12 protein-coding genes and 2 tRNA genes are annotated in these 16,929 nt (G+C 45.4%); 12 read left to right on the forward strand and 2 right to left on the reverse strand.

Annotation, left to right across the window (positions count from 1 at the left end):
• The first annotated feature begins 93 nt into the window (after positions 1-93).
• The 9 genes from JCM15548_RS01190 to JCM15548_RS01220 all read left to right on the forward strand — a co-directional run bounded on the left by JCM15548_RS01190 (position 94) and on the right by JCM15548_RS01220 (position 5,532).
• A tRNA-Phe gene (locus JCM15548_RS01190) sits at positions 94-166 on the forward strand.
• A gap of 129 nt (positions 167-295) precedes the next feature.
• Positions 296-368: transfer RNA gene (locus JCM15548_RS01195), tRNA-Phe, on the forward strand.
• Between the two features lie 215 nt (positions 369-583).
• Positions 584-1,963, forward strand: coding sequence for a 2,3-bisphosphoglycerate-independent phosphoglycerate mutase (gpmI, locus tag JCM15548_RS01200; RefSeq protein ID WP_369403657.1), 1,380 nt, complete (start codon positions 584-586; stop codon positions 1,961-1,963).
• 20 nt (positions 1,964-1,983) lie between these two features.
• Positions 1,984-2,109, forward strand: coding sequence for a hypothetical protein (locus JCM15548_RS26055; protein WP_369403658.1), 126 nt, complete (start codon positions 1,984-1,986; stop codon positions 2,107-2,109).
• A 76-nt stretch (positions 2,110-2,185) separates the two neighbouring features.
• The gene (locus JCM15548_RS01205) at positions 2,186-2,779 is read left to right on the forward strand and encodes a DUF3109 family protein (RefSeq protein WP_062122067.1); all 594 of its coding nucleotides are present in this window, start codon (positions 2,186-2,188) and stop codon (positions 2,777-2,779) included.
• A gap of 102 nt (positions 2,780-2,881) precedes the next feature.
• A complete protein-coding gene (locus JCM15548_RS01210) occupies positions 2,882-3,592 on the forward strand; it encodes a YebC/PmpR family DNA-binding transcriptional regulator (RefSeq protein ID WP_062122068.1) in 711 nt (236 codons plus the stop codon).
• 174 nt (positions 3,593-3,766) lie between these two features.
• Entirely contained in the window at positions 3,767-4,159 is a 393-nt protein-coding gene (locus JCM15548_RS01215) for a hypothetical protein (RefSeq protein WP_062122069.1), read from the forward strand.
• Between the two features lie 13 nt (positions 4,160-4,172).
• Complete coding sequence (locus JCM15548_RS22530) at positions 4,173-4,481, forward strand: hypothetical protein (protein ID WP_227625299.1); 309 nt, start codon at positions 4,173-4,175, stop codon at positions 4,479-4,481.
• Positions 4,447-5,532, forward strand: coding sequence for a M20/M25/M40 family metallo-hydrolase (locus JCM15548_RS01220; protein ID WP_227625300.1), 1,086 nt, complete (start codon positions 4,447-4,449; stop codon positions 5,530-5,532). Before JCM15548_RS22530 ends, JCM15548_RS01220 begins: the two co-directional genes overlap by 35 nt.
• 110 nt (positions 5,533-5,642) lie before the next feature.
• On the opposite strand, the gene asnB is transcribed toward JCM15548_RS01220, so the two are convergent.
• Complete coding sequence (gene asnB, locus JCM15548_RS01225) at positions 5,643-7,229, reverse strand: asparagine synthase B (protein ID WP_062122070.1); 1,587 nt, start codon at positions 7,227-7,229, stop codon at positions 5,643-5,645.
• Positions 7,230-7,780: 551 nt separating this feature from the next.
• Here asnB and gltB point away from each other — a divergent pair.
• The 3 genes from gltB (at position 7,781) to JCM15548_RS01240 (ending at position 16,205) form a co-directional block, all read left to right on the forward strand.
• Entirely contained in the window at positions 7,781-12,304 is a 4,524-nt protein-coding gene (gene gltB, locus JCM15548_RS01230) for a glutamate synthase large subunit (protein WP_227625301.1), read from the forward strand.
• 78 nt (positions 12,305-12,382) lie between these two features.
• Positions 12,383-13,801: a glutamate synthase subunit beta gene (locus tag JCM15548_RS01235; RefSeq protein ID WP_062122071.1), complete on the forward strand. Its 1,419-nt coding sequence runs from the start codon at positions 12,383-12,385 to the stop codon at positions 13,799-13,801.
• 211 nt (positions 13,802-14,012) lie between these two features.
• Positions 14,013-16,205: a glutamine synthetase III family protein gene (locus tag JCM15548_RS01240; protein WP_062122072.1), complete on the forward strand. Its 2,193-nt coding sequence runs from the start codon at positions 14,013-14,015 to the stop codon at positions 16,203-16,205.
• A gap of 79 nt (positions 16,206-16,284) precedes the next feature.
• Here the strand turns inward: JCM15548_RS01240 and tpx are convergent, their stop codons facing one another.
• Positions 16,285-16,797, reverse strand: a complete 513-nt coding sequence (gene tpx / locus JCM15548_RS01245; RefSeq protein ID WP_062122073.1) for a thiol peroxidase — start codon at positions 16,795-16,797, stop codon at positions 16,285-16,287.
• Positions 16,798-16,929: the final 132 nt, after the last annotated feature.

Raw genomic sequence — 16,929 nt, forward strand, 5'->3', positions numbered from 1 at the left:
CGAAAGTCTGCACCAAGTTTGAGAGCAATATTTTTCATCTCAGCATTTTGAAGAAAGAAATCTTTCCGTATATTTGCACCGCGTTTTCAAAGAGGTACCATAGCTCAGTTGGTAGAGCAATGGACTGAAAATCCATGTGTCCCTGGTTCGATTCCAGGTGGTACCACAAGTCATTCATTGTTCATGACTGTTTTTTGAAGGTGATATTTTGAAAGGTTTTGCCAACAAAGATTGGAAGGGTTAAATGATTCCGGAGTAATGTTATTTTTGCTCCTTAAACTTAAAAGTAACGACGGGTACCATAGCTCAGTTGGTAGAGCAATGGACTGAAAATCCATGTGTCCCTGGTTCGATTCCAGGTGGTACCACCCACAAAGCCGGCTTTTTGCCGGCTTTGTTGTTTTACTACAGTTTCTTAGATTGATTAACACTTTGATGCTTTGATTTTGAGCATTTTTGGGTACTTTTGCAGGGCGTTTATGCCCCAGAAGATTAGGGCTTTGTCCTGTTTCTGATTTTGACCATAAACATAAGTGCTTTGGTGCTGTTTATTCAATAAAAAATATATATAATATCTCTTCTTATGGGTAAGAAAACAATATTGGTAATTTTAGACGGTTGGGGGTACGGAAACAAGTCCGACTCCGATATCGTTTACAAAGGTGATACGCCTTATTTTGACAGCCTTGTGGCTCAATATCCCAATTCTCAGCTTCAGGCTTCAGGTGAAAATGTGGGCTTGCCGGATGGACAAATGGGTAACTCGGAAGTGGGTCACTTGAATATTGGGGCCGGACGTGTGGTTTATCAGGATTTGGTAAAAATCAATCTGGCCATTCGTGACCATTCCATCGCACAGAATCCGGAATTGGTTAAAGCTCTGGCCTATGCCAAAGAAAACAATAAGCAGGTTCACTTTCTAGGTCTGGTTTCCAAAGGGGGCGTACACAGCAGTCAGGAGCATTTGTATAAGTTGACCGACGTGGCAACAGAGGCTGGTGTTGAAAAGGTTTTCGTACATGCCTTCATGGATGGTCGTGATACCGATCCCAGAAGCGGAAAAGGCTATCTGAACGAGTTGGTGAAGCATATTCAAGGGAATAACGCCGAAATAGCTTCTGTTATTGGTCGCTACTATGCCATGGACCGCGACAAGCGGTGGGATCGCGTTAAACTGGCCTATGATTTAATGGTCAAAGGGGTGGGTGAAGCCACCGGGGATGTTGTCGGGGCCATTCAGCAGTCGTACGACAACGGGGTAACCGATGAGTTTATCAAGCCCATTGTGAATGTGGATGCCAGCGGACAGCCGGTGGGTTCCATTCAGGAAGGGGATGTTATTATCTTCTTTAATTTCCGCAACGACAGGGCCCGTGAGATTACCGAGGTGCTCACCCAACGGGATATGCCCGAAGAGGGCATGCACACCCTTCCCTTGTACTATTGTACCATGACACCCTACGATGCTACTTATAAAGGCATGCATGTGTTGTTCGACAAAGACAATGTGAGCCGTACTTTGGGTGAAGTGGTGGCGGCCAACGGATTGGCGCAGTTGCGCATGGCCGAGACGGAGAAATATGCCCATGTTACTTTCTTTTTCTCCGGTGGACGTGAAGAAGTTTTTGCCAAAGAAGAGCGCATCCTGGTCAATTCACCCAAGGTAGCTACCTATGATTTACAACCTGAGATGAGTGCCTTTGAGGTGAAAGATAAAATGGTGGCCGAATTGAAAAAGCAAAAGTTTGATTTCATTGCTTTGAATTTTGCCAATGGTGATATGGTGGGACACACCGGTGATTATCAGGCCATATTGAAAGCGGTGAAAGCGGTCGATGAATGTCTGAAGGATGTGGTTGAAACGGCCAGGGAGAATGGCTACGAAGCCATTATTATTGCCGATCATGCAATGCCGACAACGCAGTCAATCCCGATGGTTCGCCGAATACGGCTCACTCCTTGAATCCTGTGCCTTTTATTTGGGTGACAGATCGCAAAGGAGAGGTGCAGGATGGTATCCTGGCCGATGTGGCGCCTTCTATTCTAACGCTCATGGGCATTGAAAAACCGGTTGAGATGACCGGAAAGAGTTTGATAGCCTTGGCGTAATGGAATAAAAATGATTTCTTTGTGCAGCAATTTCCTGGTGGAATTGCTGCATTTTTTTGATGATAAAAACTGAGCGATGGTTCAAATTGATGATAAATTGATTAGTCTGGATATTTTTGAGCGTCACTTTATTTGTGATTTGCCAAAATGTTTGGGGGCTTGTTGTGTAGAGGGAGAATCAGGCGCTCCTCTGGAAGATGAAGAGACCGCCATCCTTGAACGCATTTTTCCGGTCATTAAACCGATGTTGTCCAAAAAGGCTTTGGAGGAGATTGAGAAAACCGGGACCTGGGAAGTGGATGTGGATGGCGATAAAGTGACGCCCATTATTAATGGCAAGGAGTGTGTTTATACTTATTTTGATGACACGGGGGTGTGTAAGTGCAGCATCGAAAAAGCCTACAATGAAGGTTTAATTGATTTTAAGAAGCCCATATCCTGTCACTTGTATCCCATTCGGGTTACCAGATACAGCGACTTTGAGGCCATGAACTACCACCAATGGCCCATTTGTGGACCGGCTAAAGTTTTGGGGGCAGAAATCGGGGTGCCCATTTATAAATTTTTGCAGGAGGCCATTACCCGCAAATACGGGGCGGCCTTTTATCATGAAATGGAAGAAGCCGATAAAATTTTAAAAGAGCGGGGGTCAGACGATTCAGATAATTGATATTTGTTTAAATTTGTCACCCTAATTCGTCTTTGACGCTTTCTTACCAAAGACTGAAGAAACAGCAGTTTTTCTTATTGACACTAATTAATAACCGACAAGATGGGACGCGCATTTGAATATAGAAAAGCCCGGAAGATGAAACGCTGGGGTAATATGGCCAAAACTTTTACCAAAATTGGAAGGGAAATCGTTATTGCCGTGAAAAGCGGTGGCCCTGATCCGGTGGCCAACCCGCGTTTAAGGGTGCTGATGCAGAATGCCAAGGCTGCTAATATGCCCAAAGAAAATGTGGAGCGAGCTATTAAGAAAGCTTCCTCTAAGGATCAGGCAGACTATAAGGAAGTGGTTTACGAAGGGTATGGCCCCTTTGGTATTGCCATGATTGTTGAAACGGCCACCGATAATCCCACGCGTACGGTGGCCAATGTCCGGAGTTATTTTAACAAGAATAACGGCTCCCTGGGTACCACGGGCAGTGTGGATTATATGTTTGACCACAAATGTAGCTTTAAAGTGACCAATAAGGAGGGGGTTGATGCCGAAGAGCTGGAATTAGAGCTGATCGATTTTGGCGTTCAGGAGGTTTTTGTAGAAGAGGATTACATCATGGTCTATGGTGAATTCGAAGGCTTTGGACCCATTCAAAAGTATTTGGAAGAGAATGAATTCGAAATTTTGAATGCGGAATTTGAGCGCATTCCGCACGAGACGAAAACATTGAATGAGGAACAGCAGGCGGCTATAGAAAAGTTGTTGGGTAAATTTGAGGAAGATGATGACGTGACCAATGTTTTTCATAATATGGCTTAGAATCTGTTTAAAACAAATGCCCGCTTTTCGGGAAATCAAGCTGTGAGTGTTCGGTAAAAACCCCTTTAAAAAAGGGGTTTTTTGTTTGTCTTGGGTGCTGATTTTGCTATATTGCAATGTCTATGCCTGTTTTGGGATAAGTGTTTTTGCAAGGACTAATGGTATAAAAATTTTATGGGGAAGCGTTATTTTAAGCGTTCGGCGTGGGTGTCCGGACTCAGACTGGTTGTTGTTATGGTTTTGCTGGGGGCTTGTCAGACCAGTCGAAAACCCAGTGTTTCGGTGGAGGAACAGGTGCAGGATTCTTATGAACGCTACGTGCTGTTACTCGATGCGGGTGTCACCTCCATGATGGAGCTTAAATTGGTGGATGGCCAGGTGGAGGGGGAGATTTCCAGACCAACCGACGCGGATTTGGAAGCGTTTTTTTTGCTTTATACCGAGCATCCCTTGTGTGAGGATAGTGAAGATGAAGCGGCTGTGGTGGCTTGTTTGGTGGAGATATTGAAAGAAAAGGGCTGTGTGCGCCTGGCTACCTGTGCCGATTGTATTTATTTCTGCGACTAATAATGCAAGATATATGGATGATTTAAAGACTTATATTGCTGATAATCAGCAGAGATTTTTGGACGAGCTTTTTGAATTGATACGCATTCCTTCCATCAGTTCAGAAAGTAAGCATCGGCCCGATATGTATAGAGCGGCCGAGCAGTGGAAAAAGATTCTTTTAGACGGTGGTGCCGACAAGGCCGTTGTTATGGAAACAGCGGGTAATCCGGTGACCTATGGCGAGAAAGTTCTGGATGCGTCGTATCCCACTGTGTTGGTATACGGACACATGGATGTGATGCCGGTTGATCCGCTCAATCTCTGGGATACCGACTTTTGAACCGGTTATCAAAGCGGGGAAGATATTCGCCAGAGGCGCCGATGACGACAAGGGGCAGGCCTTTATGCACGCCAAGGCTTTTGAGTATCTGGTGAAGAACGACTTGCTCAAGTGCAATGTCAAATTTTTGATTGAGGGAGAAGAGGAGATAGGATCCCCCAATTTGCCTGCTTTTTGTGAGGCCCATAAAGAGATGCTTAAAGCCGATATTATTCTGGTCTCTGACACTTCCATTATTGCAAAGGATATTCCATCGGTGACTACGGGATTGCGTGGTCTGGCCTACTGGGAAGTTGAAGTGACCGGTCCCAACCGGGATCTGCATTCGGGGCTTTTTGGAGGTGCTGTTGCCAATCCCATCAACGTCTTGGCGAAGATGATTGCTGCCATGACGGATGAGAATAACCACATTACCATCCCCGGCTTTTATGACGATGTGATTGAAGTCAGTCAGGAAGAGCGCGCATTAATGGCAAAGGCCCCATACAATGAGGAGGCCTATAAAAAGGCCATTGATGTGGCTGAATTGTCGGGTGAAGCCGGTTACACCACCAATGAGCGAACGGGCATTCGTCCCTCTTTTGATGTGTGTGGTATTTGGGGCGGTTATACCGGAGAAGGTGCCAAAACGGTGCTGCCTTCCAAGGCCTTTGCCAAAATATCCACCCGCCTGGTACCCAACCAGGACCATGAAAAAATCGCAGAAATATTTAAGTCGCATTTTGAAAAAATGGCGCCAGCTTCCGTCCAGGTAAAAGTCACCACTTTACATGGAGGTCAGGGCTATGTCTGTCCCATAGATATCCCCGCCTATCAAGCTGCAGAGAAGGCCTATGAAAAAGTCTACGGCCAATTGCCCGTGCCGGTTCGCAGTGGTGGCAGTATTCCCATTATTTCCAGTTTTGAGGATATTCTGGGCATGAAATCGGTTTTGATGGGGTTCGGATTGGAGTCAGACGCTATCCATAGTCCCAATGAAAACTTTCCTGTCGAGCAGTTCCTAAAAGGTATCGAAGCCATCAGTTGGTTTTATCACCATTATAAAGGATAGAAAAAAGGAAATCCGGAGAAAGTCACCACCAGGTATAATAAGTGACTTTTCCGGATTTCTCAGGTTTAGGAAACGGAACGGTTTAGGACGGTTCTTTTTTATTCCCTAAGTTATTCCCCGCTCTTGCCATAGTTCGGAAGTATTCTGGCACTGGGGTCGTTGACATTACAGTTTTCCCATTCTTTATTGGGCATCCAAAAGTCTTTAATCATTTCCGCACGTCCCGGGAAGTGACTTTCAAAAATGTCCCGGTACATCAGGGATTCTTTAGAGAATGGAGTGGCATGTGGATACTTTTCTTTGGCTGCTTCTAAATCTGCGTCGGTGTAAATCTCTTCTGCGTAGGCTTTCAGATAATCCACCACGCTATGTCCTACGGCATCTGAAAAGGCCGCCTTTTCGCGGTATAAAATGTTTGTCGGCAGGTAATCCCCTTCAAATGCCTTACGGAGCAAGTATTTGCCGATGCCTGAAAAGTTCATTTTCTTTTCTGGATCAATGGCCATGACGTATTTTACAAACTCCAGATCACCAAAGGGAACCCTTGCTTCCAGTCCGTGCACGGAGATACAGCGGTCTGCCCGCAGCACATCATACATATAAAGCTCACGCAGTCTTTTTTCTGCTTCTTTTTGGAAAGCCTCTGCGCCCGGTGCAAAGTCGGTGTATTTATAGCCGAAAATTTCATCAGCGATTTCTCCGGTCAGCAGTACCTTTACCTCGGTATTTTTGGCGATGTATTCACACAAGAGATACATGCCCATGGAGGCACGAATGGTTGTGATGTCCCACGTCTCCGTACTGTATATTAAAGTGCTGAGCGAATCAAAGATCTGTTGTTTGGTAAACAATACCTCTGTATGGTCGGTTTTCAGATAGTCGGCCACAATGCGGGCATATTTGGTGTCGATGGGGCCATCTTCGATGCCTACAGCAAAAGTTTTGATGGGCTTATCGGTTAGTCTCGCAGCAATGGCACAAACCAGACTGGAGTCCAATCCCCCACTGCACAGAAAGCCCACCGGAGCATCTGCGTCCATACGTTTTTCCACCGATTTGGTAAACAGCTCGTTGATCTTTTCAAAGATGACTTCCTGTTCATCATCGTGAAATTTTTCCACCGTGGCAATGTCGGTATACTGGATCATTTTTTCGCCATCGTAGCAATAGCCCGGGGGAAAAGGGTGGATCTCGTCACAGATACGGTGAAGACTTTTCATCTCACTCGAAAAACATATGTTTTTCTGCTTGTCGTAGCCGTAAAACAAAGGCCGAATGCCTATAGGATCACGGGCTGCGAAATATTTCTTTTCAACATCATCATAAATGACACACACAAATTCGGCATCCAGCGCCTGGGCCATTCCAACGATGCCTTTCTCCATAAAAAGGGGAAGAATAACCTCGCAATCACTTTCCGATTGGAAGGAGAAGGTCGCTTCGTAATCTTTTCGCAATTGTCTGAAGTTATAAACTTCACCGTTGCATACCAGGTGGATATTATTATAACTGAGGGGTTGATTGCCGGCATCTGAAAGATCCATAATTTTTAAACGATGAAAGCCCATCCAGCCTTCATTTCCAAAGTCTCTGATAACGGTGTTGTCGGGCCCTCTGTACTGAATCTTTTTGAAATCATGGGCCATGTCAAGCTTCAGCTTTTTGTCCCCTCCGGTATAAACTGCAAATCCACACATGGTTTGATGTTTTTAAATAGTTAATTATAATGATTAGAAACAAAATACGATACAAAAGTAACGAACTGTTATGAAAAAACAAGCAATTGTGACAGAATGTTGCAAAAAATTTCAAAAATATGTCTTTTTGATATTCTGGTGTTGGTCTAACCTTTGTCAAAAAACGTCCCTATGTCTCAGCCATAAAGGGTTTTGTATTGTTTATGCTTAAAGCGTCATGAATTTGGCGCAAATAAAAATTCTTTTCTGGAATTGTTATTTTAGCAGAATACGGGTGTTAAAGAATTAAAAATGTCGCAAAAAGAACGATAAAAGTTTTAAAGTGTAAATTTTATATTTACTTTTGTGTTGTTTTAATACTTGTTAAGCGTAGTTTGTCTTAATGGGAGTCGAAATGAATATTCCTTCCCGGGCGAGAGCCCTCTCTTGCTTCAGAAAAAAAATAAAACAGAGTAATAAACCAGGTGTAAGACTCTGACAATGGTGAATGGGATTGCTGTCAGGATGGATGAAAGGTTAGGGTTTTACAAAGCCAGAAAATTATTTTAAGTATGAAAATGCGACAACGATTGCCTAAAGCTCAGGGGATGTATGATCCGGCCAACGAGCATGATAACTGTGGAATTGGGTTTGTGGCCAATATAAAAGGGGAGCAATCCAGTGAGATTGTACGCCGTGGGCTGGAAGTGTTGGTGAATATGACCCATAGAGGAGCCGAGAGTTCTGATAATAAGTCAGGTGATGGAGCCGGGATCTTGATGCAGTTGCCGCACGGTCTTTTCGCTGGTTTTGGTTTGAACTTGCCTGCTGCTGGTAAATATGGTTCCGGATTAATTTTTCTTCCCCGCAATGAAAAGGAAGGGATGGCTTGCGTGGATGAATTGAACCGCCAGCTTGAAAGTGAAGGTTTGGAATTGATAGGGTACAGAGATGTACCTGTCAACAATAAGGTTCTGGGTGAAATTGCCAAAAGCAATGAGCCGGTTGTCAAGCAGGTTTTTGTTCAGGGACAATATGAACAGGACGTGCTGGAGCGCAAACTGTTTATCGCGCGAAAGGTGACGGAAAACAAAATTCGTCAGTCCTCGCTCAAGCAAAAGGAGCATTTTTACATTGTGTCTCTTTCCAGTAAAATATTTATATATAAAGGAATGCTAACGCCCGAACAATTGGGCGATTACTACCTGGATCTGAGAAATCCCGCTATCGCCAGTGCCATTGCCCTGGTGCATTCGCGTTTTAGTACCAATACCTTTCCAACATGGGATTTGGCACAGCCTTTTCGCATGATGGCCCACAATGGAGAGATCAATACCATTAAGGGTAACCGTTTGTGGATGCAGGCCCGGGAAGGTTTGCTGGAGTCTGATTTGTTTGGTGAAGATTTGAAGAAATTGTTTCCGGTGATAGAGCCGGGCAAGAGTGACTCTGCATCGCTCGACAACGTCCTGGAGTTTCTGTTCATGACCGGCCGCACTTTGCCGCATGCCTTAACCATGTTGATTCCGGAGTCGTGGAACGACAAGAATCCCATTCCGCCCAGTCTGAAAGCTTATTACGAGTATCACAGTACCATCATGGAGCCATGGGATGGTCCGGCCTCCATTGTGTTTTCCGATGGTCGTTTTATTGGAGGAACGCTCGATCGCAACGGTTTGCGCCCCTCGCGTTACGTGATCACCAAAAACAATATGATCGTAATGGGTTCTGAAGTGGGGGTACAGACCTTCCCGGCTGAGGAGATTGTGGTCAAAGGCCGTTTACGGCCCGGAAAACTGTTGCTGGTGGATACGCAGTTGGGAATTATTATTCCGGATGAGGAGACCAAGTCGCAGTTGTCACGTCTTCACCCCTATGAAAACTGGTTAAGAGATAACCGGATCAGCATGAATGATATTGAAGTGAAACAAAGGGTTTCTTCTTCTTTGGGCGATAAGTTTAACACCTACTTAAAGGCTTTCGGTTATAATAAGGAAGATTTTGAGCAAATTATTTTTCCGATGGCCATGACTGCCAACGAACCGGTTGGTTCGATGGGCAATGACACGCCCATGGCTGCGGTATCCGGAAAGCCTCAACGCATGTTTTCCTATTTCCGACAGCTCTTTGCGCAGGTAACCAATCCGGCCATTGACCCTATTCGGGAAGGTCTGGTAATGGCTTTGACCAGTTATATTGGTTCGGTTTCTAAAAACCTGTTGACCGAAACTCCTGCTCAGTGCCGTTCCATTAAGTTTGCTTCACCTGTGGTAACCAATACCGATTTGGGTAAGATTAAAGATTACCGCCGGGAGGAATTTACGCATGTGACGATTCCCATGACTTATAAGGTCAGTGAGGGGGGAAAGGGGCTTAAAGCTGCCGTTGATGCCATTTGCAAAGCGGCCGAAAAAGCAGTGGATGATGATAAAAATTACGTGATTTTAAGTGACCGGAATATTTCAGCGGATGAGGCTGCCGTGCCTTCTTTGCTGGCTACTTCTGCGGTTCATCATCATTTGGTGAAAGCCAAGAAACGGATGCAAATCGGTTTGATTGTAGAGACCGGCGAGGCCCGCGAGGTGATGCACTTTGCACTGCTTTTGGGCTATGGTGCCAGTGTTATTAATCCCTATGTCTGTTTTGCTGCCATTGATGAGATGGTTAAGCAGGGAAAAATAAAAATGGGATACGATGAGGCGCGTGAAAACTACATAAAATCGGTTAACAAAGGTTTGATGAAGGTGCTGTCTAAAATGGGTATTTCAACGCTGAGAAGCTACCATGGCGCACAAATTTTTGAAGCTGTTGGGGTCGCCCGTGAAGTAATAGAGCCTTATTTTACAGGTACTTCTTCACGCATTGGCGGGGTTGGTTTTGATGAAATTGCCCGTGAAGCAGCGATGTTTCATGAGGCCGCCTTTGATGAGCTTCAGGAAGAAGGGCCTTTTGAAAATTTTGGTGCATACTCGTTTAGAAAAAAGGGTGAGAAACATGGTTGGAATCCTGAAACCATTGGTTTATTGCAGTGGGCCACTTCCGAAAACGATTATGCCAAATTCAAAGAGTACTCGCAAAGGGTGGATGAAGACAATCGGACGCCTTTGTTTTTGCGCGGCTTTTTGAAGGTGAAAAAAGGTGTATCCATTGATATTAAAGAAGTAGAGCCTGTTGAAGCTATAATGCGTCGTTTTGTGACCGGTGCTATGTCGTACGGCTCCATTTCAAAGGAGGCCCACGAGGCCCTGGCTCTGGCTATGAATAAGATTGGTGGACGAAGCAATACCGGCGAAGGTGGTGAAGATGCCAGCCGTTTTAAGTCCAAAGCCCGTAGTGCCATTAAGCAGGTGGCCAGTGGGCGTTTTGGGGTTACCAATAACTATCTGGTGAATGCCGATGAATTGCAGATAAAGGTGGCTCAGGGCGCTAAGCCCGGAGAAGGTGGTCAGTTACCCGGTTATAAAGTCGATAAGATCATAGCTCATTTGCGCAGTTCAACACCCGGGATTACCCTGATTTCACCGCCGCCTCATCACGATATTTATTCTATTGAGGATTTGGCACAGCTGATTTTCGATTTAAAATGTACCAATCCCAGTGCGCGGATCAGTGTGAAGCTGGTATCGGAGAGCGGTGTAGGTACAGTGGCTGCCGGGGTGGCCAAGGCGCATGCCGATCTGATTGTGATCAGCGGTACAGAGGGTGGTACGGGTGCCAGTCCCATGAGTTCTATCAAACATGCCGGCTTGCCGGTGGAGCTGGGGCTGACTGAAGTGCAGCAAACCCTGGTTTTAAACAATCTGCGTGGACGTGTGAAGCTGCAAACAGATGGCCAGCTAAAGACCGGTTTGGATGTCATTAAAATGGCCTTAATGGGCGCGGAGGAATATGGTTTTGCCACTTCCGGGTTGGTCGTATTGGGCTGCATCATGATGCGGAAATGTCACCTCAATACCTGTCCTGCAGGAATTGCCACCCAGGACGAGGATTTGCGGAAGCGTTTTATCGGGAAATATAAAAATCTGGTCAATTTCTTCACCTTTATTGCCATGGAGGTGCGTGAGCATCTGGCTGCCATGGGGGTTAAGTCGATGGATGAGATCATTGGTCGCGCCGATTTATTAAAGCAGGATCCGGAGGTGGGCAACTGGAAGACCAAGGGGCTGGACTTGTCGGCACTGACTTACTTTCCCAAAGAGGGACGGAAATATTCTTTGCGTCAAACCACCTTGCAGAAGCATAAAGTGGAAAATGTGCTGGATCATGAATTGATTCGTCAGGCCAGGCCAGCCATTCAAAATAAAACCAAGGTGTGGATGGCCCATCCGATTGGGAATACCGACCGTACCGTAGGGGCGATGCTTTCAGGTGAGGTTTCAAAAGTGTATGGCGAAGAAGGATTGCCTAAAGATACCATCAATTGCACATTTACCGGTTCAGCCGGTCAAAGCTTTGGCGCATTTCTGGTAAAAGGGGTGACTTTTCGTCTGGAAGGTGATGCCAACGATTACCTGGGTAAGGGCTTATCCGGCGGAAAAATTGTGGTCGTGCCACCCAAAGGCTCCAGCTTTAAGCCGGAGGACAATATTATTATTGGTAATACTGTGTTGTACGGTGCTACCGGTGGGTATTTATATGTACACGGCGTAGCAGGTGAACGTTTTGCCGTGCGCAATTCAGGAGCCAATGCTGTTGTTGAGGGGGTTGGCGATCATTGTTGTGAATACATGACCGGCGGAAGGGTGGCTGTCATCGGCACCACTGGCCGTAACTTTGCAGCTGGAATGAGTGGCGGAATTGCCTATGTGCTGGATGAGACAGGGCGTTTCGATTACTTCTGTAACAAGGGCCTTGTGGAGTTGAGTCCGGTGCACGATTATGAAGATGTGCAAGAGCTGCAGCTGATGTTAAGTAAGCATTTGTTGCATACCAACAGTGAAAAGGCACGGGAGATTTTAGTCAACTGGGATTTCTATTTGCCTAAGTTTATTAAGGTGATTCCGTTTGAGTATAAAAAAGTGCTGCAACAGGAAAAGCTCATTGAGTTGGAGCGTAAACTGGCTGAAACGGAGGATGCTCCCTACATCAGGGAATAAAAGTGTTTGAGGATGCTTGATAAATGGTATAGTTGAATTTGGGATGGGGCCTAAGGTCTTATCATAAAATAAAGAGTTATGGGAAATCCAAAAGGTTTTATAGAAGTTGAGCGCAAAGTGAGTGGCAACAGGGCCGTGAATGAGCGCGTAGATGATTACGGAGAGGTTGAGCAGGTGCTCAATGATCAGGATCGCCGTTTGCAGGCTTCCCGGTGTATGGATTGTGGCATCCCTTTTTGTCACTGGGCCTGCCCGGTAGCCAGTAAAATACCGGAGTGGCAGGATGCTTTATATAAAGGTGATTACGGGTTGGCCAGTCAAATATTACATTCCACCAATAGTTTTCCTGAATTTACCGGACGGGTTTGTCCCGCCCCCTGTGAAAAGTCCTGTGTCCTGGCCATTCATGATGAGTCGGTGACCATCCGTGAAAACGAAGCCTCTACGGTGGAGAAAGCTTTTGAGCTGGGTCTGATCAAACCCCGTATTCCTAAAAAGCGGACGGGTAAAAAAGTAGCCGTGATCGGTTCGGGTCCGGCCGGCTTGTCAGCAGCTGACATGTTAAATCAGGCAGGTCACACCGTTACGGTGTTTGAGCGGGATGATGCCATCGGCGGCTTGTTGCGTTATGGGATTCCTGATTTTAAGCTGAACAAAAAAGTGATTGATCGTCGTCTTCAGATATTTGAGACGGAAGGCATTGAGTTTAAGACCAATGTTTCCGTTGGTGAGACCATAACAGGGAAATCGGTATTGAAGCAATACGATGCTGTTGTTTTGGCCATAGGTGCCATGAAGCCACGCGATTTGGCGGCTGAAGGCCGGGAAATGAAAGGGGTTTATTTTGCCATGGAGTTTTTGAAGCAGCAAAATAAAGTCAATAGGGGTGTTATTTTGAACGGCGAGCGTATTGATGCCAAAGGTAAAAAGGTTTTGGTCATTGGAGGAGGAGATACAGGAAGTGATTGCGTAGGAACGTCTAACCGACAGAAAGCGGCATGGGTGGGACAGTTGGAAATTTTACCCAAACCACCTGTGAAACGTAAACCCGGAAATCCATGGCCCTATTGGCCGGCCACATTAAGAACTTCCTCTTCGCACGAGGAAGGGTGTGAGCGCATGTGGAGCTTGTCAACACGTCGTTTTATCGGAAAAAATGGTGCGGTTACCGGTGTTGAAGTCGTAGAAGTCGATTGGACCAATGTGGATGGTAAATGGCAGATGTCAGAAAAGGAAGATACGGTACGTGTCATTGAGGCGGATTTAGTGCTGCTTTCCATGGGGTTTGTGCACCCTGTGCATGAGGGATTAATCAAAGAATTGGGATTGGATCTGGATCAAAGAGGTAATGTAAAGATTGATGAAGCGTTTGCGACCAGTAAAAAGGGTGTGTTTGCTGCGGGTGACGCTGCCAATGGCGCCAGTTTAGTGGTCACTGCTATTGCCAAAGGCAGGGATGCCGCTGAAAATGTCCATAAATATTTAATGGGCTTATAATTGACATAGGTCATTCCCCTGTTTTTGGTAAGAGCCCCCAATTTTTTATGGTTGTGTGATGTTTGTTTATCTGTTTTGTAATAATGGATTGGTTTTGATGGGGGCTTTGCTTTGAAAATTATCGTATTTCAGACTTTTTAACAGCTATAATTAGGGGGTGTCTTCTAAAATTTGCATATTTGCACTGTCTAACTCTCAAACTAATAACTATATGGCAACTTTAAGATTTTTTGCATTGAAAGAGCTTCTGAACAGGAAGCCATTGACCATTGATGAGCCTGGAAGGCTGACTTCCGATTATTTCGGTAAGTTTGTGTTTGACCGGGCCAAAATGAAAAAGTATTTGTCCAGTGAGGCCTACGCCCATGTGATGGAAGCTATTGAAAAGGGGTCTCGCATCGACCGGAAAATGGCTGATCAGATTGCTTTGGGTATGAAGGCATGGGCCCTGGCTAATGGTGCTACTCATTACACACACTGGTTTCACCCCCTGACCGATTCAACAGCTGAAAAGCATGATGCTTTCATCGATATTGATGCCAACGGTGGTGTGGTAGAAGGGTTTAGTGGAAAGCTTTTGGTTCAGCAAGAGCCTGATGCCTCCAGTTTTCCATCAGGAGGTATTCGTAATACCTTTGAAGCACGTGGTTATACCGCCTGGGATGTTTCATCACCTGCCTTTATCGTAGGAACCACGCTTTGTCTCCCCACCATTTTCGTTTCCTATACGGGAGAGGCGCTGGATTACAAAATGCCTTTACTTAAAGCATTGGCTGCCGTTGATAAGGCTGCCGTAGATGTTTGTCAGTTTTTTGATAAGAATGTTTCTAAAGTCAATAGTAATCTTGGATGGGAACAGGAGTATTTTTTGGTTGACGAGGCCTTGTATATGGCGCGTCCCGATCTGATGCTGACCGATCGTACCCTGATGGGACACTCCTCTTCCAAGGATCAGCAGTTGGAGGATCATTACTTCAGCTCTATACCCACGCGGGTGATTGCCTATATGGAAGATTTTGAAAGGGAAGCTTATTTGTTGGGTATTCCTGTTAAAACCCGTCACAACGAGGTGGCTCCTAACCAGTTTGAAGTCGCGCCTATTTTTGAAGAGGCCAACCTGGCCAATGACCACAACCAGTTGGTGATGGATATCATGAAGAAGGTGGCCCGACGTCATAAATTCCGCATCCTTTTCCATGAGAAGCCATACAAGGGCATCAACGGGTCAGGAAAGCACAATAACTGGTCGTTGAGCACCGATACCGGGGTTAACTTACTGTCGCCCGGCAAGAATCCCCGCACCAATATGCAGTTTCTGACCTTCTTGCTGAATGTGTTGAAAGCGGTATATGAGCATCAGGATTTGCTGTTAGCGAGTATTTTAACAGCCAGCAATGCCCATCGCCTGGGTGCCAATGAGGCTCCACCATCCATCATTTCCGCCTTTTTGGGGCATGAACTGAATCGCATTCTTGATGAATTGGAAGAAACAGTACCTGATAAAAAGATGACACCTGATGAAAAAACCTCTATTAAACTGAATATTGGTAAGATTCCGGAGATTCTTTTAGACAATACAGACCGTAACCGTACATCGCCATTTGCCTTTACCGGTAATCGTTTTGAATACCGGGCTGTAGGTTCCTCGGCCAACTGTGCTTCTGCTTTGATTGTTTTAAATACGGTGGTGGCTGAGCAGTTGAAGAAATTCAAAAAAGAGGTGGATGCCATGGTAGAAAAAGGGGTGAAGAAAGACGAAGCCATCCTTCAGATTCTTAAGCAATACATTAAGGATACCAAAAAAATCCGTTTCGATGGAAATGGTTATAGTCAGGAATGGGTAGACGAAGCAGCCCGTCGCGGTTTGTTAAATATTTCAAGTGTGCCTGAGGCGCTCAATGCTTATTTGAAAGAGAAGTCGGTGAAGGTCTTTGCTGCCAACGACGTGTTCAATTCTAAGGAGCTGGAAGCCCGTGTGGAGGTTGAGTTGGAAAAATATACCAAAAAGATCCAGATCGAAGCTCGTGTTTTAGGAGATTTGGCCATCAACCACATTGTGCCAACAGCGGTAAGTTACATGAATACCTTGATCACCAATGTTCAGGGCTTGAAAGATTTGTTTGGTGATGGTGATGAATATAAAGCGTTGGTGGGAGACCGTCTTGAGCTTATTAAGAAGATTTCTAACCATATTCAAAGCATTAAAGCCAAAACGGCTCAAATGATTGATGAGCGAAAGATAGCCAATAAGGAGGAGGATATGCACAAGATGGCAGAGCTCTACAGTGAAAAAGTGAAGCCGTACCTGGAAGACATCCGCTACCACATTGATAAGTTGGAGCTGATAGTTGACAATGAAATGTGGCCTTTACCAAAGTATCGTGAGCTTCTGTTTGCGCGATAGTTTGATCAGATCTTTAATAAAAACATCCGGCCCCTTAAGAAAGTGGCCGGATGTTTTTTTTAGCGGCAATGCAATTTCGTTAAATCAATTCCTTGGCGACTTTTAAAGCAGCCTCGTAATCGGGCTCCTGAGCAATTTCAGGAACGTATTCTATGTATTTAATTTTGTTGTCCTTTCCAATGATGACGGTTCCCCGGGCGAGCAGTCGCAACTCTTCAATGACAAAACCATATTTGGCACCAAAATCAAGCTCCTTGTGGTCCGAAAGGGTCACAATGTTGTTCAGACCTTCTGCGGCGCAAAAGCGACTTTGAGCGAATGGCAGATCCACGGAGACGGAAAGTACGGCTACACCGTCTAACTTATCCGCTTCCTCATTGAACCGCCGGTTCTGTGCGGCACACACGCCTGTGTCGATGGAGGGGTAGACGGCAATTATTTTAACTTTCCCCTCGTAATCGGATAGTTTGACCGGTTCCAATGAAGATGAAAGCGCTGTAAAATCGGGGGCCGTTTCTCCCACTTTAGGCGTCTTTCCCAAAAGGGTCACCGGATTTCCTTTAAAAGTTACTTTTACATTGTTCTTGTCCATGTCTTAATGTATTTGGGTTATTAATTCAATTTTTTCACACACTTAATACCCATGAAACGCTCTTGGGGGCTAATTGTTTAAGCGTGGGGTCTTATTTTACTGCGATGTGGTTCTTTAAATGGCTCTTAGGTC

Origin of the sequence: Geofilum rubicundum JCM 15548, assembly GCF_000974365.1 — a bacterium.
GTDB classification, from domain to species: domain Bacteria; phylum Bacteroidota; class Bacteroidia; order Bacteroidales; family Marinilabiliaceae; genus Geofilum; species Geofilum rubicundum.